Source organism: Sorangium sp. So ce117 (assembly GCF_051524395.1).
Classification (GTDB): domain Bacteria; phylum Myxococcota_A; class Polyangia; order Polyangiales; family Polyangiaceae; genus Sorangium; species Sorangium cellulosum_B.
The window spans coordinates 10,340,186-10,361,493 of record NZ_CP150309.1 but is presented as its reverse complement, the minus strand read 5'-3'; the positions used below and the strand labels follow the sequence as shown (position 1 = coordinate 10,361,493).

Sequence of the window (21,308 nt, the reverse complement as noted above, 5' to 3'; positions counted from 1 at the left end):
CATGAGGCCGCGGCACGCCTGCTATGCTGCCCTCGATGCCGACCCTGAAGTATTTCCCCTCCGAGGGCGCGCCACGCCTGTACAGCGTCCACAAACCGGTCACGACGATCGGCAAGGCGCTCGGAAACGACGTCGCGGTCGCGGGAGCAGGGGTGCTGGACCATCACGCGCAGATCGTGTTCGACGGACGCGATTTCGTGCTGGAGGAGTGCGAGCGCGACGGGGAGATCGCGATCAACGGCAAGAAGAAGCGGCGCGCCCGCCTGGTGCACGGCGACCGGCTCCAGCTCGGCACGGTCGAGGTCGGCTTCTCGATGTTCGCCGAGGCGCCGACCGTCCAGGAGCGGCTCCCGGCGAGCGACGGCGGGGCGGAGCGGCACGCGCCGCTGCAGGGCTCGTCGGAGCTCGCCGGCGTCCGCAAGCTGTTCGCCTTCAGCGAGAAGCTCATCAACCGGCGCAGCGTCGACGAGCTCCTCGAGGCGATGCTCGACGACGTCATCGAGCTGACGCACGCCGACAAGGGCTTCCTCCTGCTCCTCGAGGGGGCGGAGGCGGCGGCCGACACCGCGGTCTGCGGCGGCGCTCCGGCCGCGCCGTCCGCGGGCGGCGATCGCAAGCTGGCGGTGCGCGCGTCGCGCAACATCCGCAAGGAGGCCATCACCGACGCGGCCGGGGGGATCTCGGACAGCATCGTGCGTCAGGTCATCGTCTCGGGCCGCCCGGTGATCGTCTCCGACGCGCTCGCCGACACGCAGTTCGGCCGGAGCGACAGCGTCATCGCGATGAAGCTCTCGAGCGTGATGTGCGCGCCGCTCCTGTCGCAGGGCCAGATCATCGGCGCGCTCTACGTCGGCAACGACAAGATCAAGCACCTCTTCGACCGCGCCCAGCTCGACCTGCTCAGCATCTTCGCGTCCCAGGCCTCGCTCATCCTCCAGAACGCGATGCTCCTGAACGCCCTCAGGGCCGACAAGGCCAAGCTCGTCGCCGAGCTGCACGACAAGAAGTTCGGCGAGATCATCGGCGCCTGCCCGTCGATGCTCGAGGTGTTCCGCAAGCTGCAGAAGGTCGCGGCGACGGACATCAGCGTGCTCATCACGGGCGAGACGGGGACCGGGAAGGAGCTCATCGCGCGGGAGCTGCACCGGCGCAGCCCGCGCGACGGCGGCCCCTTCGTCACCATCAACTGCGGCGCGATCCCCGAGAACCTCATCGAGAGCGAGCTCTTCGGCCACGTGAAGGGCGCCTTCACCGGCGCCATCGCCAGCCGCCCGGGCAAGTTCCAGGTCGCCGACAAGGGCACGCTGTTCCTCGACGAGATCGGCGAGCTGCCGCTGAACCTCCAGGTGAAGCTCCTCCGCGCGCTCCAGGAGCGGGTCGTCTTCCGCGTCGGCGACTCGAAGCCCGAGAAGGTCGACATCCGCATCGTCGCCGCCACGAACAGGAACCTCGAGGAGGAGATCCGCGCCGGCAATTTCCGGGAGGATCTCTACTACCGGCTCAACGTCGTGAACCTGTGGCTCCCGCCGCTCCGCGAGCGCGGCGACGACGTGCTCATCATCGCCAAGGTCCTGCTCTCGAAGTACGCCGACGAGCTCGGCAGCGCCGTGCGAGGCTTCAGCCCGGCCGCGCTCTCCGCGATCAAGAAGTACCCCTGGCCGGGCAACATCCGGCAGCTCGAGAACCGCATCAAGAAGGCGCTCGTCCTCTGCGACCAGGCGCTCCTCTCCGTGGAGGACCTCGATCTCGGCCCGGGCGCCGAGACGGCCGTCATGCCGCTGGAGAAGGCCAAGGAGGAGTTCCAGCGGCGGTACGTGCTGGAGGCGCTCGAGCGCAACAACGGCAACCGCACGCAGACGGCCCGCGACCTCGGCGTCGACCCGCGAACCATCTTCCGCTACCTCGAGAAGGAGCAGAACCCGATGCCGAGCGGGGCCGGCGGCGTGGCCCGCGATCCGACCGAAGCGTGATGGACTACAACCCCGAAGGGCCCTTCGCAGATCCCTGTCCCGCCAAGACCCGCGCCGATCTGGAGTGGGATCGCGTCCTCGAGGCGCTCGCGGAGCGATGCGCGTCCCGGGGCGGGAAGCGGCTGGCCCGGGCCCTGCCGTTCGCGTCGACGCGCGCCGAGGCCCTCACCGCGCTCGCGGAGGTGCGCGAGGCGGTGGAGCTCGCCCGGGCCGGCGAGCCGGTGCCGGCGCGCGACGTCGCGGAGCTCGAGGACGCGCTCGATCGGGCCCGCATCGGCGCGGCGCTCGCGAACGAGGAGCTGCGCGCCGTGCTCGGCCTCCTCGAGGCCGCGCGGACGTCGCGGCAGTACCTGCAGAGCCGGCGTCAGATCGCGCCCGCGCTCCACGCCGCGTGCGCGACCAACCCCGAGCTCGACGCCGTCGCGCGCGAGCTCGCGGCGGCGTTCGATCCGGACGGCACGCTCGCCGATCGCGCGTCGCCTCGCCTGGAGGCGCTGCGCGCGGAGCGGCGCGCGGTGCGCGAGCGGCTCGTCCGGCGCCTCGAGGACCTCATCCAGAAGCACGAGGACATCCTCCAGGACCGCTACTGGACGGAGCGCGACGGGCGCTACGTGCTGCCGGTGCGATCCGACGCGCACGAGCGCTTCCCCGGCATCGTCCACGCGACGAGCGCGAGCGGCGCCACCGTGTTCGTGGAGCCCCGGGTGCTCGTCGAGACGGGCAACCGGATGAAGATGGTCGACGCCGAGGTCGCGCGGGAGGAGCTGGCGATCTACGCGGCGCTCACCGCCCGCGTGGCCGAGGACGTCGAGAGCGTCGCGGCCGCCGCCCGCGCGCTGGCCCACGCCGACGTGCGGGCCGCGGCTGCGCGGCTCGCGGAGGACCTCGACCTCACCTTCCCGGACGTCCCGGAGGACGCCTTCGAGGCCGGGCGGGGCGCCTCGGAGGGCGGATCCAGGCCGACCTCCATCGAGCTCATCGGGGGCCGCCACCCGCTCCTCGCGCTCGACGGCGTGAAGGTGGTCGCGAGCGACCTCGCGATGAGCGCGGGGCGCGCGATGATCGTCTCCGGACCGAACGCCGGCGGCAAGACCGTGGCTCTGAAGACGCTCGGGCTCGCGGCGCTGATGGTGCGCGCGGGCCTGCCGGTCGCGGCCAGGGACGGCTCTCGCGTCGCGCTCTTCGACGTCGTGCTGACCGACGTCGGCGACGAGCAGAACCTCCACAAGAACCTGTCGACCTTCAGCGCCCACGTGAAGAACCTGGGGCGGATCCTCGGCGAGACGCGCCCCGGCGCGCTCGTCCTGCTCGACGAGCTCGCCGGCGGCACCGATCCACGCGAGGGCGAGGCGCTCGCCGCGGCCGTGCTCGACGCGCTGTGCGCGCGCGGGGGCACCGTCGCCAGCACCACGCACTACGAGGGCCTCAAGGCGCTCGCGCTCGGGGATCAGCGCTTCGAGAACGCCTCGGTCGGCTTCGATCTCGCCACCATGAGCCCGACCTTCCGGCTCGTCATCGGCGTGCCCGGCGCCTCGAGCGCGCTCGCGGTCGCGCGGCGGTTCGGCATCCCGGGCGCCGTGCTGGAGCGGGCCGAGCGCTTCCTCACGAAGGAGACGGTCACCTTCGAGCAGATGGTCGAGAAGCTCTCCGCCGAGCGCCGCGCGCTCGAGCTCGCGCGCGAGGACGCCGAGCGGGAGGCCGCCGCCTCCCGCGCGAAGCGGCGGGAGCTCGAGGCAGAGATCGAGCGGCTCCGGGACAAGGAGCGCGGCGTGATCACGCGGGAGGGGGAGGCGCTGCTCGCCAGCCTGCGGCGCGCGCGCGAGGACCTGAAGGCGGCGCAGGCGCGCCTGCGCGGCAAGCCCACCGAGGAGGACGTGCGCGCGGCCGCTCGCGCCATGGACGCGGTGGGGCAGAAGACGTCGATCGGCGGCGAGCTCGAGCTGCGCCCGAAGGACGAACCGCAGGCGCGGCCGGCGATCGATCCGGCTACCATCCGCGTCGGCGCCCGCGTCTACGTGCCTCGCTTGCGGGCCGAGGCCGAGGTGGTGGAGGTCCTCTCGGGCGGCCAGCTGCGGGTCACCGCCGGCTCGCTCAAGCTCACGACCTCGATCGCCGAGCTGCGCGGCACCGGCGCGCCGCCGGCCGCCGCGGCGCCCCCCCAGCGCCGCGTCGATCTGGACGCCGCCGCCGACCCCGACGTCCCGATCCAGACGGCGGACAACACCGTGGATCTCCGCGGCCTGCGCGCGCACGAGGCGGTCGCCATGGCCGAGCAGTTCCTCGACCGCTCGCTCGGCGCGGGCCGCAAGGTCACGTTCTTCGTCCACGGGCACGGCACGGGCGCCCTGCGCGACGCCGTCCGCGAGGCGCTGCGCGGGAGCCCTTACGTGGCGCGCCTCCGCCCGGGCGGCCCGAGCGAGGGCGGCGACGGCGTGACGGTCGCCTGGCTGAAGTGGTGAGCGAGGCGCGCGCCCGGGCGACGGCGCGCCGTGACGCTCAGCGATCCCGGTCGACGCGGCCGAGGTTCTCGGCGATCCGGTCGAGCACGCCGTTCACGAAGGCGCCGCTCTCCTCGCTGCCGTAGCGCTTGGCGAGCTCGACCGCCTCGTCGAGGATGACCGCGCGCGGCACCTCCGGGCGGTTCATGAGCTCCCACGCGCCGAGCCGGAGGACGTTCCGATCGACGCGCGCCATCCGCTCGAGGCGCCAGTTCGTGCTCGCCTTCCGGATCGCCTCGTCCACGGCCGCGAGATCCTCGGCGACCCCGACCACCACCTCGTCCGCGTAGGCGCGTCCCTCGGGATCGCCCGGCGTCTCGCGCCAGAAGGTCGCGACGACGCGGGGCGCCGAGCTCCCGCCAGCTTCCACTGCGAACAGCATCTGCAAGGCCGCTTCGCGGCCGGTAGAGCGCGCACCCATCTCTCAGAACCTTCGTTTACAGGCCAGCGGTGTCCAGCGCGGCGCCGAGCGCGAGCATCTCGATCGCGCTGACGGCGGCCTCCCACCCCTTATTGCCATGCTTCGTGCCTGCCCGCTCGACCGCTTGCTCGATCGAGTCGGTCGTGAGCACCCCGAACGTGACCGGCACCCCGGTCTGGAGCGACACGGTCGCGATCCCCTTCGTGACCTCGGCCGCCACGTAGTCGAAATGCGGCGTCGAGCCCCGGATCACCGCGCCCAGCGTGATGATCGCGTCGACGCTCTTCTTGTGCGCGAGCCTCCCCACGATGGTGGGCATCTCCCACGCGCCCGGGACGCGCACGATCGACGTCCGGCCGAGCGCGCCGCCGTGCCGCGCGATGGCGTCGAGCGCGCCCTCGACCAGGCGGTCGACGATGAAGTGGTTGAAGCGGCTCGCCACGAGCGCGAAGCGCGCCCCCGGCGGGACCACCAGGTTCCCTTCGATCACCTTCGCCTGTGCCTGCCCGACCGCTTGCTCTGCCATCCGCCGTTCCTCTCTCCTGCCGCGCGGGATGCGCGATCGCCGCGATCGCGATCCTGTCCGAGCGTCCTTCTACCAGCGAACGAGCGCGCCCGTCTGTCAGGCTTCGCCCTTCATCGAGACGAGCGGCACCCGCTCGATCACGGTGAGCCCGTACCCGGTGATCCCTGCGATCTTCGGCTGGCTGTTCGTGAGGAGCCGGATCTGGTGCACCCCGAGGTCCGCGAGGACCTGCGCGCCGAGGCCGAACTCCCGCAGCGTCCACGGCTGCTGCGTCTTCACGACGGGGAGCGTCTCGTCGGAGCCCGAGCCCTTCAGCAGCTCCAGCTCGCGGCCCAGGTCCCCTCGCGACGGGATGTAGACGACCACCCCGACGCCGGCGCTCTCGATCGCGAGGAGCGCCTCGCGCAGGTTCGATCCGCCGTCGAGGGGCGTCGAGCTGAAGAGGTCCGCGATGGTCGACCCGGAGTGCACGCGGCACAGGATGGGGTCCGGCGTCGCCACCGCGCCCTTGGTCAGCGCGAGGAACTGCCGCTGCTCGTTGATCACCTCGTAGACGTACACGGTCCACTCCGTGCCCGTCAGGTCGAGCCGCAGCGTCCGCTCGCCCACGCAGCGGACCAGCCGCTCGGTCTGGAGCCGGTACTGGATGAGGTCCGCCACCGTCACGATCAGCAGGCCGTGCTTCGCGGCGAACACCTCGAGATCCCGCATGCGGGCCATGCTGCCGTCGTCGTTCATGATCTCGCAGATCACGCCCGCCGGCCGGAGCCCGGCGAGGCGCGCGAGGTCCACGGACCCCTCGGTCTGCCCTGTCCGCACGAGCACGCCCCCGCGGCGCGCCTTCAGCGGAAACACGTGCCCCGGCGTGACGAGATCCTCGGGCGCGGCGTCGCGCGCGATCGCGACCCGGATCGTGTGCGCCCGATCGGCGGCGCTGATCCCCGTCGTGACCCCGGTGCGCGCCTCGATGCTGACGGTGAAGGCGGTGCCGAGCGGCGGTCCGCTCCGCCCTGGCGCGGACATCATCGGCAGCTCGAGGCGCGCGACCTGCTCCTCGTCGAGGGCGAGGCAGATGAGCCCGCGCCCGTGCATCGCCATGAAGTTGATCGCCTCGGGGGTGACCGCCTCCGCAGCCATGCAGAGATCCCCCTCGTTCTCGCGATCCTCGTCGTCGACGAGGATCACCATCTTGCCCGCGCGGATGTGATCGAGCGCGGTGTTCACCCGGTCGAGGACCGCTTTGTCGATGGTCAGCCGATGAGGCATCGGGCCCCCGGAGGTCATGTCCTGGTCGAGCCTGCCGCTCGAGGCTGACACAGCCTCACCAGAATCCCCCCGCGCGCAGCTTTGCGAGGAGTCGTTCGTCGTGATCCGCATGCTCTCCCGTATTTCCGCGCTCTTCGTCGCGCTCGGTGGAGGCATCGCCGCCGAGCGCGTCTTGGCTCGACCGGCCCTTCACGCTGGCGAGCGATGCGACCTCGAGCGCCCGCGCCACGTAGCGCGCGAGCACGTCAACTTCAAGGTTGACGGCCGCGCCGGGGCGGAGCTCGCCGAGGAGAGTCCGGCCGATGGTGTGCGGCACCAGCATCACCTCGAACCAGATCTCGGCGGCGCCCGGCTTGGACACGGCGTTGAGCGTGAGGCTCGCGCCGTCGACGGCGATCGAGCCCTTGGGAGCGAGGTACGGCGCGAGCTCGGGCGGGGCGCTCACCCGGAGGCGGATCGCGTCGCCGGCCCGCGCGTGCTCGACGACGCGGCCGAGCCCGTCGACGTGTCCCAGCACCACGTGCCCCCCCATCCGCGCGCCGAGCGGCGTCGCGCGCTCGAGGTGGACGCGCGCGCCGACCGGCAGCGCGCCGAGCGTGGTGCGGCCGAGGGTCTCGGCGGACATGTCGCACTCGAAGCCGCCGGGCGCGATGCGATCGACCGTGAGGCAGGCGCCGTTCACGCTCACGGACTCGCCGAGCGTCAGCGGCCCGAGGCTCGCCTCGACGAGCGCGCGGGCCACGGCGCCGCCGCTCCGGCGGCGGAGGACCCCGATCGTCTCGACAAGCCCGGTGAACATCGCCGACGCCCTCTGCCTAGCCCTTCGAGGTGCGGTGCCCCTGGCTGGTCAGGAGCTTGTCGATGAGCCCCTGCGAGTAGCCCGACAGCTCGGTGAAGACGACGCCCATCCCCTGCGGATCGTCGTGCACGCGCACGACCTCGCCGACGCCCTCGATCGTCTCAATGTCGTCCATGATCACGGTGAACCGCAGGTTCACCTTCGTCCCGACGGAGAGCGGCGTCTTCGAGCGCACGAACACGCCAGTCCGCGAGATGTTCGTCACGTACTCGTTGATGAACGCGTCGTAGGACTCGAACTCCTTGTTGATGGTGACGCGCTCTTCCTTGCGTCCCGTCTTCGCGTCGCTGCTCTCCGGAGAACCCTGATCGTCCACCATGACGCCTTACCTGCCTTGCAGATCGAACTGCTCGAGGTGGTACTCCTTCCGGGGCACGAGATCGATCCGGCGCTGGAACAGCCGCTCCGCCTCTTGCACGGCGATGCGCTCGTCGTTCTTCAGCAGGTCGATCACGGCCGGGTGCGCGTTGACCACGACCGAGTAGCCGGGCAGGTTCATCCGCTCGCGCCGTATCTGCCGCAGGATCTCGTAGGCGACGGTCTGCTTGGATTGCAGCTGGCCCGTCCCGTCGCAGTAGAAGCACGGCTCGAGGATCGTCCGCCCGAGGCTCTCGCGCGTCCGCTTCCGGGTCATCTCGATGAGGCCCAGATCGGAGATCCGGTTCAGCGTGGTCTTCGCCTTGTCCCTGGAGAGCAGCTCCTCGAGGCGGCGCCGCACCTTCTCCCGGTTCTGGGCGCGCTCCATGTCGATGAGGTCGAGGATGATGAGCCCGCCGATGTTGCGGAACCGGAGCTGGTAGGCGATCTCTTCGACCGCCTCCAGGTTCGTGGTCAGGATCGTCTCCTCGAGATCCTTCGACCCCTTGCCGACGAACCGCCCTGTGTTCACGTCGATCGCGGTGAGCGCCTCGGCCTGGTCGATGATCAGGTGCCCGCCCGAGGGCAGCGGGACCTTCCGCGACAGCGCGCGCTGGATCTCGTCCTCGATCCCGTACGCGTCGAAGATCGGCTCCGTCCCCTCGTAGAGCTCCACCGCGTCGGCGCGCTCGGGCATGAACATCTCGACGAAGCGCCGGAGCCGGATGTACTCCTCGCGGTCGTCGATCACGATCTTCTCGATGTCGTCGGTGAAGAGGTCGCGGGCGGTCTTCAGCACGAGGTCGAGCTCGGTGTAGAGCACCGCGGGCGCCCTCACGCCGCTCTCCCGCTTCTTCGCCACCTCGCCCCAGAGGCGGACGAGGTAGCCGACGTCGGCCTTGAGCTGCTTCTTCGTGAGGCCTTCGGCGAGCGTGCGCACGATGAGCCCGCCCTGCGGAGGCTTCATCGCCTCGATGGCGTCCCGCAGCCGGGATCGCTCCTTCTCCGAGCCGATGCGCTTGGAGATCCCGATGTGATCGACCGTCGGCAGGTACACGACATAGCGGCCGGGCAGCGAGATGTGGCTCGTGACCCGGGCGCCCTTCGTCCCGATCGGCTCCTTCGAGACCTGGACGATGACCTCCTGCCCTTCGCGGACGACCTCGCGGATCGGCGTCGACTTCGAGATCCGCGGCGGCTCGTTCTGCCAGCTGCGTGAGCTCTGCTGGCCCCGCGCTGCGCTCTTGCCCTTGCCGTCCCGCGACTGCTCGCGCCCGCGCTCTCGCGTCCGCTGCTCGCGCCCGCGTTGCTCGCGATCGCGCCCCTCGCGTCCGCCCTGTCCTTTGCCGCCCCGGTCGCGCCCTTCGCGCGGCGCCTCGCGGCCTTCGCGCGGGGCCTGGCGTCCCTCGCGCGGCGCCTCGCGGCCTTCGCGCGGAGCCTGGCGTCCCTCGCGCGGCGCCTCGCGGCCTTCGCGCGGGGCCTGGCGTCCCTCGCGCGGCGCCTCGCGGCCTTCGCGCGGCGCCTCGCGGCCTTCGCGCGGCGCCTCGCGGCCTTCGCGCGGCGCCTCGCGTGCTTCCGCCGGGGCCGCCTCCGCGAGCGCGGCGCCGCCCTCGAGGTTGGCGCGCCGGTCGCGCGTCCGTCCCGATCGGCGCACGCGCGCCTCGCGTCGTCCGCGCGTGCGCCCGCTGCGCGCACGCGCTGCCGGCGGGACGTCATCGCCCTCGGCCGCCGCCGCGGCCTCCGGGACCGGCGGCGCGCTCGCCTCCTGTCCGGCCGGCCAGTCGTCGGCGGCGCCGTGCGCGGCGGGCTCGTCCGACGCGCTCGCCTCGTGCGCTCCCGTCTCGCCGCTGTCCGCGGTGTTGCTCAGCGCTTCCGGATGTTCCTCGGCCGCGCTCCACGCGTCCGCGCCATCTTCCGGTGGCGGGGAGGCAGGCTCGACGTCGTAGCCGGGCGCGTCGAGCTCGTCGTCGTCCTCGATGCTCGCCTCGTCGGGGCCGGATTCCTCGTCGCTGGCCTCGTCGGCGTCGCTGTCTCCGCCTGGCGCGACAAGCTCCTCGTCGTCGTCGTCCGCGCCGTCGAGCTCGTGCCCGTCGTCGATCTCCGGCTCCGGGTCGTCGGCCTCGTCGAGCGCCACCATCGTCCCCACGCCGGCGAACGCCTGGCCGGAGGGGCTTCCGAGCACATCGAGCGCCGTGGGCAGCTCGATCGGCACGTCGCTCCCTTCGTCGAGCGAGCCGCCGGCATCGACGGAGCCGCCCGCCTCGAACCCTTCTTCCGCCCCGAAGTCCCCTCCTTCCCGCAGCTCGTGTCGCCCGGGCGTCAGGTCGGGGCTCTCGGGCGCGGCTTCTGCGCCCGATAGCTCATGCACCTCGCTTTCGTCAGGTTTAGGCGCCTCGCTGCCACGCGCGGCGCGGCCTCGCGAGGAGGCGCGCTCTTCCTCGACAGTCCGGCGGTGCCCAGCCAGGTACGCCTCGAAATCGTCGGGCCGGATGAGGTCCTCGACGTGCAGGAAGGCTGCTCGCTCGAGCCCCACGTCGATGAACGCGGCCTGCATTCCGGGCAAAACGCGGCTGACTTTGCCGAGGTAGATGTTTCCGAGCGTCCCCTTGGAGCTCTCCCGCTCGAGATGCAGCTCAGCGATGATCCCGTTTTCGATCAGCGCGACGCGTGTCTCGCGGATGTCCACATTGATGACGAGAAGGTTCTTTCCCATGTCGGATGCCGCACATCGGCGGCGCCGCCAAGCGTTACCACGGGTTGCCCGGCCCATGAAGGCGCAACCCGGAGTATGCTGCGCGATTGGGGGCCCGGGCCGGAGGTCGCCGAGGCAGGCCGGCCGCCAGCGCGTGAGCTACCTCGCGTCTACGCCGCTCTGCCTCGACGGCGCCTGCCGCCTGGCCCGCGGACCGGCGGCGCCTGCCGCTGGGCGAAGGCCCTGGCCGTGAGCGCCGGGTCGAGGCGCCCGCACGGCAGCGAGGGCGCGCGAGCTGGGGCGACGTCCCTCAGGAGGCGCTCCCCGCCATCGCTCGGGACCCGAACCGCCCCGTTCCCTCGCCCCCGCTGGCACGCCGCCGCTTCCATGCTGCTCCGGAGCCGCCGGTGTCGGCCCTGCGCCGCCCTGCGCCGGCTGTCAAGCCGCGACGGCTGCCGCGGGCGAGCCGTCCGCCGCGGCTCGGCCCGCATAAAGGCCGAAGGGGGCGGCCATCTGGCGCCCCCTTCGGAGATGCGCTGCTGTTGTCAGAAGCTCACAGGCCACATACCGGCTCTCCGGCGGCATCGCAGCTCTTGGCGCACTCCTCGCAAACAGTGCACGTGAGGAGGGCGTCGTAGGCCGCGACCCCGGCCGCGTTGTCCGTGCGGCACGTCTCGATGCATGTGGCCGGGTCTTCCTTGTCGGCGCACTCAGCGATACACACCACCAGGTCAATACAATCGTCGCTGTCCGCGCAGCCCGTGTGGACCTCTTTGCACGGCCCATCGACGGCGCACTTGTAGCAGCCATCATTCGTGTCGCGGCCGCACGTGTCCTCCGTGTCATCACAGGTCGGGGTACCCGTCGAGGAAGTGCTCGTGGCGCTCGCGCCTCCTTCTCCGCCGGCGCCGCCGCTGCCGCCGTTGCCGCCGTTGCCGCCATTGCCGCCGCCGCCACCACCGCCGCCAGAGCTGCTGCTCCCGCTGCTGCTGGTGGTGGTGCTGGAGCCCGACGACGTGGTGCCGTCGTCACCGCAGGCCACGAGGGCGCAGCCGGAAATCAAAACCGCAGCGAATACCCAAGATTTCATGCTCAATACCTCCACAGAACCCAACCGACCCTTCATTCGTGTACTCGGCGCCCCCCCAACGCTCGGCATGCCTGCCAAACCACCCGTTTCCTGCGACCGGCCCCCGGGTGCACCTGTGCAGATCGTCGGTCAGAGAGAAGCATCGCGCGTGGAGTTCAAAGAGAAACAGCCACGCAAGTCGTTTCTACACGCTCGGGATCGGCCGCGCAACGGCGTCGCTCGCCCCAGCACCCACCTGCCGTGGCGCTCTAAGCGGTTTGCTCGCTGATCTCTCCCAGAGCACGGCTCTCGCGGGCCCCCAGCTGCCGCAAAATTCTGCTAAAGCGGGATGTTTGATGTGCTTGGAGGCCATGGCGTCGTAAGCGCCGCCGCAGGCCTTGCGGGTGATCACCGTCGCCTCGGGCACGGTGGCTCCGGCGAACGCATAGAGGAGCTTCGCTCCATGAGCGATGATCCCGCCCTATTCCTGGTCGAGCCCCGGGAGGAAGCCGGGCACGTCGAACGTGACGAGCAGGATAATGAAGCAGTCGCAGGAGCGGACGAAGCGCGCCGCCTTGATGTCGAGGCAGCCGGCGAGCACCTGGGGCTGGTTCGCGACCACCCCGATGGGCGCGTCCCCGATCCGGGCGAGCTCGACCACGATGTTCTGCGCAAAGCGCTCGTGGATCTCGAGGCGGCGGCCGTCGTCGACCCCGGCGCCCCACCATGCCCCCCCGGAGGGATCGAGATCCTGCCGCGCGCGACCGCGCGAGGCCATGGCAGGGCGACGACCCCTTTCAGCCTGTACGACAAGGGAGCGAGGCCGGCGGAACCGTGCGAAACATGCGAAACATGCGAAACGCGCGCGACGTGGAGACCTGGGGACGTGCGAGGCGCGCGGGACCTGCGACGAAAAATGACCGCAGTCCTCGAGCGGCTCCGCCCTACTCTCTTGCGCGGGCGAGGGGACACCTCGTACGCTGAGCGGCCCTCAGCTGCCGATGGTAAATGCAGGAATTCCCGATACGTAGACCATCTGAAGACCGGGACGCGGGGGCCGCCATCGCCGCTGCGCACCCGCCGCGCCGCGACTTCGAACGGGGCAGCTCGGGCCGGCGTGGCAGCAGAGCGGTCGCCTGCCACGGCAACTGACGTGCGGCGCCTCGTGAGATGCGCACGGAACAGCGTCACCGGCAGCCCTCGATCGTTCGCGGGAGCGCCACGCGCTCCTGGCTCGCGGCGCCTTGCGCTCGACGGCCTCAGCGTGGCCTTCCGCCTCGCGTCGCGGAGTGAGATCGTTTCGGACGAGAGGTCGCTCGAGTGAAGCTCGCTCAGACTCGTGAGGCTCGTGCCCTGGCCGTCGCCGCCGTGGCGCGAGGGCTCATCGAGCCCAACGCCCTTTGGGATATGGCTTGCCGATGGACCCTCGGCGGCGCGTCGACGCCCCAGGAGCTCTTCGAGGGGATCCTGACGCCCGAGCAGCTGGCGGCGCTGCCGGAGCTGCTCGCGCAGGAGGGCCGCAGCCCGCCCGTCGCGCGCGCCCTCTCGCCGCAGAGCGAGGACGTGGACGCGCTGCGCTTCGACACGCAGCGGGAGATCGACCTGCCTGGAGAGGACGTCGGGGCCGATTTCCCGACGCTCGCGACCTCCGCCACGCGCGCCGTGAACTCCGGCGGGACCCGGTACGAGGTGGGCGAGGCGCTCGGGGCCGGGGGCGCCGGGAAGGTGGTGAAGGCGCGCGATCGGGAGATCGGGCGCGTGGTCGCGCTGAAGACCTTGAAGCCGGGGGCCGAGGAGGACTCCGCGGTAGGCAACCGCTTCCGGACCGAGGCGCGGATCACGGCCCAGCTCGAGCACCCGAACATCATCCCGGTCTACGACCTCGGCACGCTGCCGAACGGCCAGCCGTACTACTCCATGCGGGTCGTCAAGCGGCAGAGCCTGCAGAACGTGCTGACGAACCCCGAGCTCCGCAGGCAATGGCCGCTCGTCCGGCTCATCGGCGCGTTCGTGCAGATCTCCCGGGCGCTGGCCTACGCGCACCGGCGAGGCGTCGCCCACCGCGACATCAAGCCGGAGAACGTGCTGCTCGGCGACTACGGCGAGGTCTACCTGGGCGACTGGGGCAACGCGAAGCTGCTCTCGAGGGCGGAGGTGAGCGAGCCGATCTCCGTCGACCCGGGCGGGCAGGACTTCGGCCGGAAGCGGCACGAGGCGCTCGCGAGCGCGCTCTCGGGCACGCCCGGCTACATCGCGCCCGAGCAGATCCGAGGGGACCACGCGCGGATCGATCACCGCGCGGACATCTTTGCGCTCGGCGTGGTGCTCTACGAGATCCTCACCGGCGAGCACCCGTTCGACGCGCAGACCGTCCTCGCCGTGATCCTCGCGACGCAGACGCGCGACCCCAGGCCGCCGCGCTCGATCGCGCCGAGCTGCCCGCTGCTGCTCGAGGACCTCTGCCTGGCGATGCTCGCGAAGGATCCTGATCAGCGGCCGCCGACCGCCGACCGCGTCGCGGCGGAGGCGGAGGCGTTCCTCGAGGGCGCCAAGGAGCGGATGCGCCGCCGCGAGGAGGCCATCAAGCTCTGTGAGCTCGCCAAGGCCCCGCTCGAGCGTGACCGGCGGCTCGACGGCGAGCGCGAGCGGCTCGTCGAGGAGGCGCGGCGGCTGCTCAAGGACGTGAAGGAGTACGAGGCGATCGAGCGCAAGCGGGCGGGGTGGCAGCTCGAGGACAGGGCCGCCGGGGTCGAGCGCGAGCAGGCGCGCGCCGCGGCGGAGGCGATCGATCTCTATACGAAGGCGCTGGCGTACGATCCGGACCTGGTCGAGGCGCGCGCCGGGCTCGCGGACCTCTACTGGTCGCGCGCGGTGCGGGCGGACCAGGAGCACCAGCACGCGGCGCGCATCTACCACGAGGCGCTCGTGGCGGAGTTCGACGTGGGCCGCTACGCCGCGCTGCTCACCGCCGATTCGGTCCTCTCGTTCGACTCGTCGCCGCCCGGCGCGAGCGTCGTCGCGTACCGTTACGTCGAGAAGGATCGCATCCTCGTGGCGAGCGACGAGCGCTCGCTCGGCCGCACCCCGCTCCGCGAGGTGCACCTCAAACCGGGCAGCTACCTCTTCATCCTGAAGCGCGCCGGCTGCCGGGACGTGCGCTACCCGCTGCTGCTCAAGCGGGGCACCCACCACCGCGTCGAGGTGAACCTCTACACCGACGCGGAGATCGGCGAGGGGTTCGTGTACATCCCGGGGGGGACCTTCATCGCCGGCGGCGACGCGCACGCCTACGATCCGCTCCGCCGCGCCGAGCTCCACGTCCCCGACGTCGCGATCGCGAAGTTCCCCGTCACCTTCCGCGAGTATTGCGAGTTCCTGAACGAGCTCGAGGCGCGCGATCTCGATCTCGCCCTCAAGCGCGCGCCGCACGGGACGCGCGGCTCCGAGGGCTACGTCGCGCGGCCCGCCAGCAGCGGCGGCTGGGAGCCGTTGCCCAGCGTGGTCGAGGGCGACGCGCAGAAGCGGTTCCCGGCGGAGGAGGGGCACCTCTGGAACCTGCCGGTCATCCTCATCGACTGGTTCGACGCCGTGGCCTACTGCCGTTTCCGGAGCGAGCGCGACGGGATCGAGATCCGGCTGCCCACCGAGCTGGAGTGGGAGAAGGCGGCGCGCGGGACCGACGGCCGGTTCTACCCGTGGGGAGATCACTTCGACCCGACGTTCTGTCTGATGCGCTCGTCGCGGCCGTTCCTGGCGCAGCCAGAGCCGGTAGGGACCTTTCCCATCGACACCTCGCCCTACGGCGTGCGCGACATGGCGGGCGGCGTGCGCGAGTGGGTCGCCGACGTGAACGGCGAGAGATCGTGGGCGGAGACGTCGGGTGAGCTCGAATCGGTCGCCGACGCCGGCGGAGACGCGCCGCCGTGGCGCATCGCCCGCTCCGGGAGCTGGGCCGCGGACTCGCAGCAGTGCAGGAGCGCGTCGCGCACCCGCTTCTTCGGGATCGCACGGGCGCTGAACCTGTCGTTCCGGGTCGCGAAGCCGCTCTCGCGGGGCCCGGGTCGCTGAGCGGGCGGCTCAGCCGCCAGGCCCCGCCGGGGGGTCGACGTACTCGACCTCGACGCCGCGGTGCGTGCGGAGGACGGTGCGCCCCGGCCGACGGTCGACGACGTAGTCGGGCCCGATGGGCACCTTGCCCATCCCGCCGGGCGTATCCACGATCAGCTTCGGCAGCGCGATGCCGGTGAGCCGGCCCTGGAGCTGCTCCATGAGGGAGACGCCGGTCGCGAGCGGCGTGCGCAGGTGCGCCGTGCCGCGCACGGGGTCCATCTGGAGCAGGTAATAGGGGCGCACCCGCCAGCGCACGAGACCCCGGAAGAGCGTGGCCAGCGTCGTCGCGTCGTCGTTGATGCCGCGCAGCAGCACGGTCTGGTTCATGACGGGGAAGCCGTGATCCGCGAGGCGCTTGCACGCGCGCTCGGCGGCGGGCGTGAGCTCCTTCGGGTGGTTGAAGTGCGTCATCACCCAGAGCGGGTGGTACGGCTTGAGCGCGCGCACGAGCTCTGCGGTGATCCGCTGCGGCAGCGTGACCGGCACGCGCGTCGCGATCCGGATCGTCTCCACGCTCTGGATCTGCCGCAGCCGAGCGATGAGCCGCACCACGCGGTCCGTCGAGACGGCGAGGGGATCGCCGCCGCTCACGATGACATCGCGCACTTCCGGGTGCGCCTCGAGGTACGCCATCGCCGGCGCGAGGCGCTCGAGCGCCACCGCGCCGCCGCCGTCGCCGACCATGCGTGATCGGGTGCAGAAGCGGCAGTAGACGGCGCAGCGGTCGGTCGCGAGGAGCAGCGCGCGATCCGGGTACCGCTGCACGAGGTGGGGCGCGACCTCGTGCGCGACCTCGCCGAGGGGGTCGACCAGATCGCCGGGCACCTCGGTGGCCTCGTCGGCGAGCGGCACGCACTGCCGGCGGATCGGGCACGCCGGATCGCCGTTGTCGCAGAGGCTCAGGTAATAGGGGGTGACGCGGATGGGCAGCCCCGCCTTTTCGGCGCGCCTGGCGCCAGCGAGCTCCTCCGGCGTCAGCGACAGCGCCCGGTGGAGCTCGTCGGCGCTCGAGAGCGCGTGACGCAGCTGCCATGTCCAGTCGCTCTTCCGCGTCTTCACGCGGGCTGGTCGCGCTCCCTGCTGTTCGCTCGCGGCGAGCGGCCCCGGTCGCTCCGGCAGCGCGACGGCGCGGGCGTTCGCGCCTTCCTCGCCGGGTCGCCGGGCGAGCCGCGCGGCGGCGACGAGCTCGCTACTTGCCCGCATCGCTCGACGGCGCCGCGACAGCGCCGGACTGCTCCGGCTGTGGCGTGCGGGGCTTCGCGGGATCGGGCTGCGCCGCGCTCCCGGTCTCCCTGAGCTGCTCCGGCAGCTTGACCGAGGAGAGCGCCGCCTCGTTGATCTCGACGGGGAACTTCTTCCGCAGCTCGTCCTCGAGGGCGCGCTCCTGGTCCTGCATCTTTTGCTGGAGGAGCGCGACCCGGATCGAGCGTTCGGCCTCCGCGAACTCGCGCCGGTGCCCGCTGGTGAGCCCGTTCAGGCGGACGATGAAGAACCGTCCGTCGGCCTCGACGACCTCCTCGCCGACCGCACCCACGCCGCCGATGCGAAAGGCGGCCGCGCGGACCGGCTCTGGGACGCGGGGGTGGGCGCCGCGCGGATCGCCGGGCGGGCTAACGATGCCGAGCTCTCCGGCGAGATCGAGCGGCGGGGCCGCGCTCTTGTCCTTCGGCGCCGTGAGCGAGTGCTTGAGGAAGAGCTCACCCCACGCGCCGCTGCTCCCGGCCTTCTGCGCCTCCTTGAGGACCTTCTCCCCGAGCGCTCGGTCGCCGACGACGATGGCGGCGACGCGCCTGCGCTCGGGCTCGCTGAACTTGTCGGCGTTCGCCTCGTAGTACGCGCGCACCTCGGACGCGGGGATGTCGGCCGGCGCGGGCAGGCCCTTTCGCGCCCGGGCGATCATCGCCTCGCGGAGGATCTGCCGGATCGTGTCCTCGACCGCGGGGTCCTTGTCGAGGCCTCGGCGCCGGGCTTCCAGCGCGAGCAGCTCCGCGTCGATGAGCTCGCTGAGCAGCTCCCGGCGCCGCTCCTTCGTCTGGTACCGGAGCCGATCGAACTGGTCCATTCGCTCCAGCGTCCTGCCGAAGTCGCCCAGCGTGATCACCCTGTCCCCGACCTTCGCGAGCACGCGCGCCGACTGCTCGGCCGTGAGGCCGAAGACCGGATCTCCCGCGTCCGAGGGGACCTGGAGGGCGGGCTCATCGCAGCCCGCGACGAGCGCGACGAGCGAGATGGCGAGCAGGGGTCGGCGCACCGGAGCTCGGGTCATTGCTGGCTCGGGGTCTAGCACGGTTTCCGCGTGTCTCGAGGTCGCAGCGCCTCGTTCGGGCTGGCGCGTCGGCGGACGCCTCGGGTCGTCGCGCGCGCTGAGCGCTCGAACGCGCGCTCAGTCGACGATCGTGCCGATCTCTTCGCCCCTGCAGACGCGGAGGATGTTGCCGCGGGTCATGAGCTTGAACACCCGGATGGGCATCTTGTTCTCGCGGCAGAGCGTGACCGCCGTCGAGTCCATGACCCCGATCCTGTCGGCGAGGAAGCGGTCGTAGCTCAGGTGCGCGAACATCTGCGCGCCTTCGTGGCGCACGGGATCGCGGTCGTAGATGCCTTCGACCTTGGTCGCCTTGAACAGCGCCTGCGCCTGGATCTCCATGGCCCGCAGCGCCGCCGCCGTATCGGTCGAGAAGAACGGGTTGCCCGTGCCCGCGGCGAAGATGACGATGCTGCCCTTCTCCAGGTGCCGCATCGCCCTGCGGCGGATGTACGGCTCGGCGACCTGCCGGATCTCGATCGCGGTCATCACGCGCGTCGGCACGCCCGTCTTCTCGAGCGCGTCCTGGAGGGCGAGCGCGTTGATGACGGTGGCGAGCATGCCCATGTAGTCGCTCTGGGAGCGGTCCATCCCCGCGCTAGCGCCCTTCAGCCCGCGGAAGATGTTGCCGCCGCCCACGACGACCCCGATCTGCACCCCCATCCGCTGGAGCTCGGCGACCTCGCCGGCCACGTGGTGGAGCGTCTCGGGACGAATGCCGAACCCCCCTTCCTCGCCGCAGAGCGCCTCGCCGCTCAGCTTGAGCACGATGCGGCGGTACTTCAGCCCGGGGGCCGGACGAGGGGGAGGGGGAAGGAGAGAGTCCTGGTCAGCGGCCACGGTGCGACCTCGTAGCCGGGACCTGCGTGGAGGGCAACGAACAACGTGAACCATCGCCCCGGCGAAGCGGCAGCGCGCGCCGCAAAGGAGGAAGAGCGGGAGGCAGAACCAGATCAAGCAGAGGCAGCAGAGGCAGCACAGGAAGCAGAGGAAATAGAGGCAACAGCGCAGGAAGACCCGCCGGGGCGGCATGCACCTTGCGCTCGCCGGGGCGGGGAGCTAGTCTCGGGCCCCCTATGGCGCGTGTGACTGTGGAAGACTGCCTCGAGCGCGAGGAAAACCGTTTCGCTCTCGTCGTGCTCGCGGCCAACCGGACGCGGCAGCTCATGAAGGGCTCGGACGCTCTCGTGAAGACGAAGAACAAGCCTGCCGTGACCAGCCTCCGAGAGATCGCGGCAGGCAAGGTGCACTTCCACCGGAGCTCCCACGAGGTCGTATCCGAGTGGCTCCAGCAGATGAACGCTGGCGGCCAGCGCTGATGCCGCATCGGAAGGGCGCGCGTCCGGTGATGCGCGCCTCCGTAGGGGCACGGTTCCGCAGCTCGCTCCTGTCACCGTGCCAGCGCTGCGCTTGATCTGTTGCCTCGCATGAGCGGGATGGCCACGAGGCGGCCGGCGCGCGTTTCGGGCTCCGGCCAGCGTCGCGATCCGGAGCTCGAAGCAGGGACGTCGGCTCACTACGAGGATCCGGCGTACTACGCGAAGACGTACGCGCGCCGTAAGGATGACGTCCGCTACTACGTCGACCTCGCCGTCGCGTCTGCGGGGCCGGTGCTCGAGTACGGCTGCGGTAACGGGCGGATCACGCTGCCTGTCGCGAGGGCGGGGGTCCAGATCACCGGCGTGGACCTGTCGGCGCCGATGCTCGGCGATCTGCGCGCGCAGCTTGGACACGAGCCGCGCGGTGTCTCCTCTCGCGTGAGCCTCCGGCGGGGCGACATGCGGGCGCTGCGGCTGGGGCGCCGCTTTCCGCTCGTGATCTGCCCGTTCAACGCCTTCTTGCACCTGTACACGCGCGTCGATGTGGAGCGGTTCCTCGCGCGAGCGCGCGAGCATCTGACGCCGAAGGGCGAGCTCGTCTTCGATGTTTCCATGCCCGAGCCGGCAGAGCTCGCGCGAGATCCGGATCGCGCCTATGCCACGCCGCGGTTCCGGTACCCCACAAAGGATGGCCCTGGCGAGTTCGTCCGGTACACGGAGCGGTTCGACTACGACAAGGTCCGGCAGATCCTGTTCGTCTCCATGGAGTTCTCGCCCGTCGACGGCGGCGAGCGCTGGATGACGCCGCTCGCCCATCGTCAGTTCTACCCGCAGGAGCTCGAAGCCTTGCTCCACTACAACGGCTTCGAGGTCACGGAGCTCCGCAGCGATTTCTCCGCGGAGCCGCCCGACAACCAGACGAGCATGCTGCTCTATCATTGCCGGCCACGCCGTTCTGCCAAGGCTCGCCGCCCTGGACATGACGGGGGCCGCTGAAGGGGCGCGGCACCGGCGCGCAAACGCCCGGCGCCTGCTGAGCCTCGCGCCGCCCTGTGGCGGCGCCCGGTCGGCATCAGGCCATGCGGGACGTGTCCGTGCACGAGCGCGCGTGTGCCCCATCGTCCTGCCGCACCGAGCGTGCGCCAGTGCCGCCGTTGCCTGGAGTCTCAGACGCCGATGTAGAGGCGGTGGGCGAAGTTGCGCTCAAGTTTGGCGCGCAGCACCTTCTCCGCCGCTGTCTCGATATCGTACTCGACGCGCTTGAACTCGAAGCGCTTCGTGTCGCTGTCGTAGACCGTGTAGCTCGCGCGGTTGTCGTAGTCCCGCGGCTGTCCCACCGAGCCGACGCTCACGATGTACTTGCGACCCTGCTCAAGCTGGAAGTCGACCGCAGGGAGCTCCTCGACGCTGTTCGGCGTGAGCGCGAACACCTTGCAGAGGTGGGAGTGGCCGATCAGCGTGATGTGACCGAGCTCGTTCCACATCGGGAGGCATTCGCGCGCCTGCTCGGGGGCGAAGATGTACTCGAACTCTTCGAGCCGGACGGGCGAGCCATGGCAGAGGTCGACGTTGATGTCCGTCAACTTCTCCTGGTACGTCAGGCTCCGGAGCCAGGCTGCGTTCTCGGAGGACAGCATCGCAGCGTGGGTGTCGAGCGCTTGCCGGGCGGCCTCGTAGTAATACGAGTAATCCATCCGACCCGCGACGGCCGCGTCGTGGTTGCCGAGGATCGTCTTCTTGGCCACCTTACGGACGAGATCGGCGCACTCGTTCGGCGAGCCGCCGTAGCCGACCGTATCCCCGAGGCAGTAGTAAACGTCGATACGTTCGTGGCGGTAGGACTCGAGCACAGCGCTGAGCGCCTCGTAGTTGGCGTGCGTATCGCTGAAAATCCCGAGTCTCATTTCGACGCGAGG

At 71.1% G+C, this 21,308-nt stretch carries 16 protein-coding genes and 1 pseudogene; 5 read left to right on the top strand and 12 right to left on the bottom strand.

Annotation, left to right across the window (positions count from 1 at the left end):
- The first annotated feature begins 23 nt into the window (after window positions 1-23).
- Together WMF46_RS38795 and WMF46_RS38790 are read left to right on the top strand one after the other, a co-directional pair.
- The gene (locus WMF46_RS38795; protein ID WP_437981826.1) at window positions 24-1,970 is read left to right on the top strand and encodes a sigma 54-interacting transcriptional regulator; all 1,947 of its coding nucleotides are present in this window, start codon (window positions 24-26) and stop codon (window positions 1,968-1,970) included.
- Window positions 1,970-4,429 (top strand): endonuclease MutS2, encoded by a 2,460-nt coding sequence (locus WMF46_RS38790; RefSeq protein ID WP_437981825.1) that lies wholly within the window; start codon window positions 1,970-1,972, stop codon window positions 4,427-4,429. Before WMF46_RS38795 ends, WMF46_RS38790 begins: the two co-directional genes overlap by 1 nt.
- A gap of 37 nt (window positions 4,430-4,466) precedes the next feature.
- On the opposite strand, the gene nusB is transcribed toward WMF46_RS38790, so the two are convergent.
- The 8 genes and pseudogenes from nusB to WMF46_RS38750 form a co-directional block, all read right to left on the bottom strand.
- The gene (nusB, locus tag WMF46_RS38785) at window positions 4,467-4,889 is read right to left on the bottom strand and encodes a transcription antitermination factor NusB (protein WP_012239877.1); all 423 of its coding nucleotides are present in this window, start codon (window positions 4,887-4,889) and stop codon (window positions 4,467-4,469) included.
- Window positions 4,890-4,905: 16 nt separating this feature from the next.
- Window positions 4,906-5,415: a 6,7-dimethyl-8-ribityllumazine synthase gene (ribH, locus tag WMF46_RS38780; protein WP_437981824.1), complete on the bottom strand. Its 510-nt coding sequence runs from the start codon at window positions 5,413-5,415 to the stop codon at window positions 4,906-4,908.
- Window positions 5,416-5,511: 96 nt separating this feature from the next.
- Window positions 5,512-6,681, bottom strand: coding sequence for a 3,4-dihydroxy-2-butanone-4-phosphate synthase (gene ribB, locus WMF46_RS38775; protein WP_437981823.1), 1,170 nt, complete (start codon window positions 6,679-6,681; stop codon window positions 5,512-5,514).
- 55 nt (window positions 6,682-6,736) lie between these two features.
- Window positions 6,737-7,480: a riboflavin synthase gene (locus WMF46_RS38770; RefSeq protein WP_437545137.1), complete on the bottom strand. Its 744-nt coding sequence runs from the start codon at window positions 7,478-7,480 to the stop codon at window positions 6,737-6,739.
- Between the two features lie 16 nt (window positions 7,481-7,496).
- Window positions 7,497-7,859, bottom strand: a complete 363-nt coding sequence (locus WMF46_RS38765; RefSeq protein ID WP_437981822.1) for a PilZ domain-containing protein — start codon at window positions 7,857-7,859, stop codon at window positions 7,497-7,499.
- A 6-nt stretch (window positions 7,860-7,865) separates the two neighbouring features.
- Window positions 7,866-10,610, bottom strand: a complete 2,745-nt coding sequence (locus WMF46_RS38760; protein WP_437981821.1) for an Rne/Rng family ribonuclease — start codon at window positions 10,608-10,610, stop codon at window positions 7,866-7,868.
- Window positions 10,611-11,142: 532 nt separating this feature from the next.
- Window positions 11,143-11,679, bottom strand: a complete 537-nt coding sequence (locus WMF46_RS38755) for a hypothetical protein (protein WP_437981820.1) — start codon at window positions 11,677-11,679, stop codon at window positions 11,143-11,145.
- Between the two features lie 331 nt (window positions 11,680-12,010).
- Window positions 12,011-12,370 (bottom strand): annotated as a pseudogene (locus WMF46_RS38750) (carboxyl transferase domain-containing protein); the annotation flags it as partial.
- A 695-nt stretch (window positions 12,371-13,065) separates the two neighbouring features.
- Here WMF46_RS38750 and WMF46_RS38745 point away from each other — a divergent pair.
- Window positions 13,066-15,726 carry a protein kinase domain-containing protein gene (locus WMF46_RS38745; RefSeq protein ID WP_437981819.1) on the top strand — a complete coding sequence of 887 codons (2,661 nt, stop codon included), beginning with the start codon at window positions 13,066-13,068 and terminating at the stop codon, window positions 15,724-15,726.
- Between the two features lie 9 nt (window positions 15,727-15,735).
- Here WMF46_RS38745 and WMF46_RS38740 read toward each other — a convergent pair whose 3' ends face one another.
- The 3 genes from WMF46_RS38740 to pyrH all read right to left on the bottom strand — a co-directional run bounded on the left by WMF46_RS38740 (window position 15,736) and on the right by pyrH (window position 18,913).
- Window positions 15,736-16,971, bottom strand: coding sequence for a KamA family radical SAM protein (locus tag WMF46_RS38740; protein WP_437981818.1), 1,236 nt, complete (start codon window positions 16,969-16,971; stop codon window positions 15,736-15,738).
- Entirely contained in the window at window positions 16,958-18,019 is a 1,062-nt protein-coding gene (locus WMF46_RS38735; protein WP_437981817.1) for a peptidylprolyl isomerase, read from the bottom strand. The genes WMF46_RS38740 and WMF46_RS38735 overlap by 14 nt, the downstream gene beginning before the upstream one ends.
- Window positions 18,020-18,151: 132 nt before the next feature.
- Window positions 18,152-18,913, bottom strand: a complete 762-nt coding sequence (gene pyrH / locus WMF46_RS38730; protein ID WP_080599110.1) for a UMP kinase — start codon at window positions 18,911-18,913, stop codon at window positions 18,152-18,154.
- 236 nt (window positions 18,914-19,149) lie between these two features.
- On the opposite strand from pyrH, the gene rpoZ reads away from it, so the two are divergent.
- Both rpoZ and WMF46_RS38720 read left to right on the top strand, forming a co-directional pair.
- Entirely contained in the window at window positions 19,150-19,392 is a 243-nt protein-coding gene (rpoZ, locus tag WMF46_RS38725) for a DNA-directed RNA polymerase subunit omega (RefSeq protein ID WP_044966694.1), read from the top strand.
- A 117-nt stretch (window positions 19,393-19,509) separates the two neighbouring features.
- Entirely contained in the window at window positions 19,510-20,388 is an 879-nt protein-coding gene (locus tag WMF46_RS38720) for a class I SAM-dependent methyltransferase (protein WP_437981816.1), read from the top strand.
- Between the two features lie 170 nt (window positions 20,389-20,558).
- Here the strand turns inward: WMF46_RS38720 and WMF46_RS38715 are convergent, their stop codons facing one another.
- Window positions 20,559-21,296: a metallophosphoesterase family protein gene (locus WMF46_RS38715; RefSeq protein WP_012239864.1), complete on the bottom strand. Its 738-nt coding sequence runs from the start codon at window positions 21,294-21,296 to the stop codon at window positions 20,559-20,561.
- Window positions 21,297-21,308 lie beyond the last annotated feature (12 nt).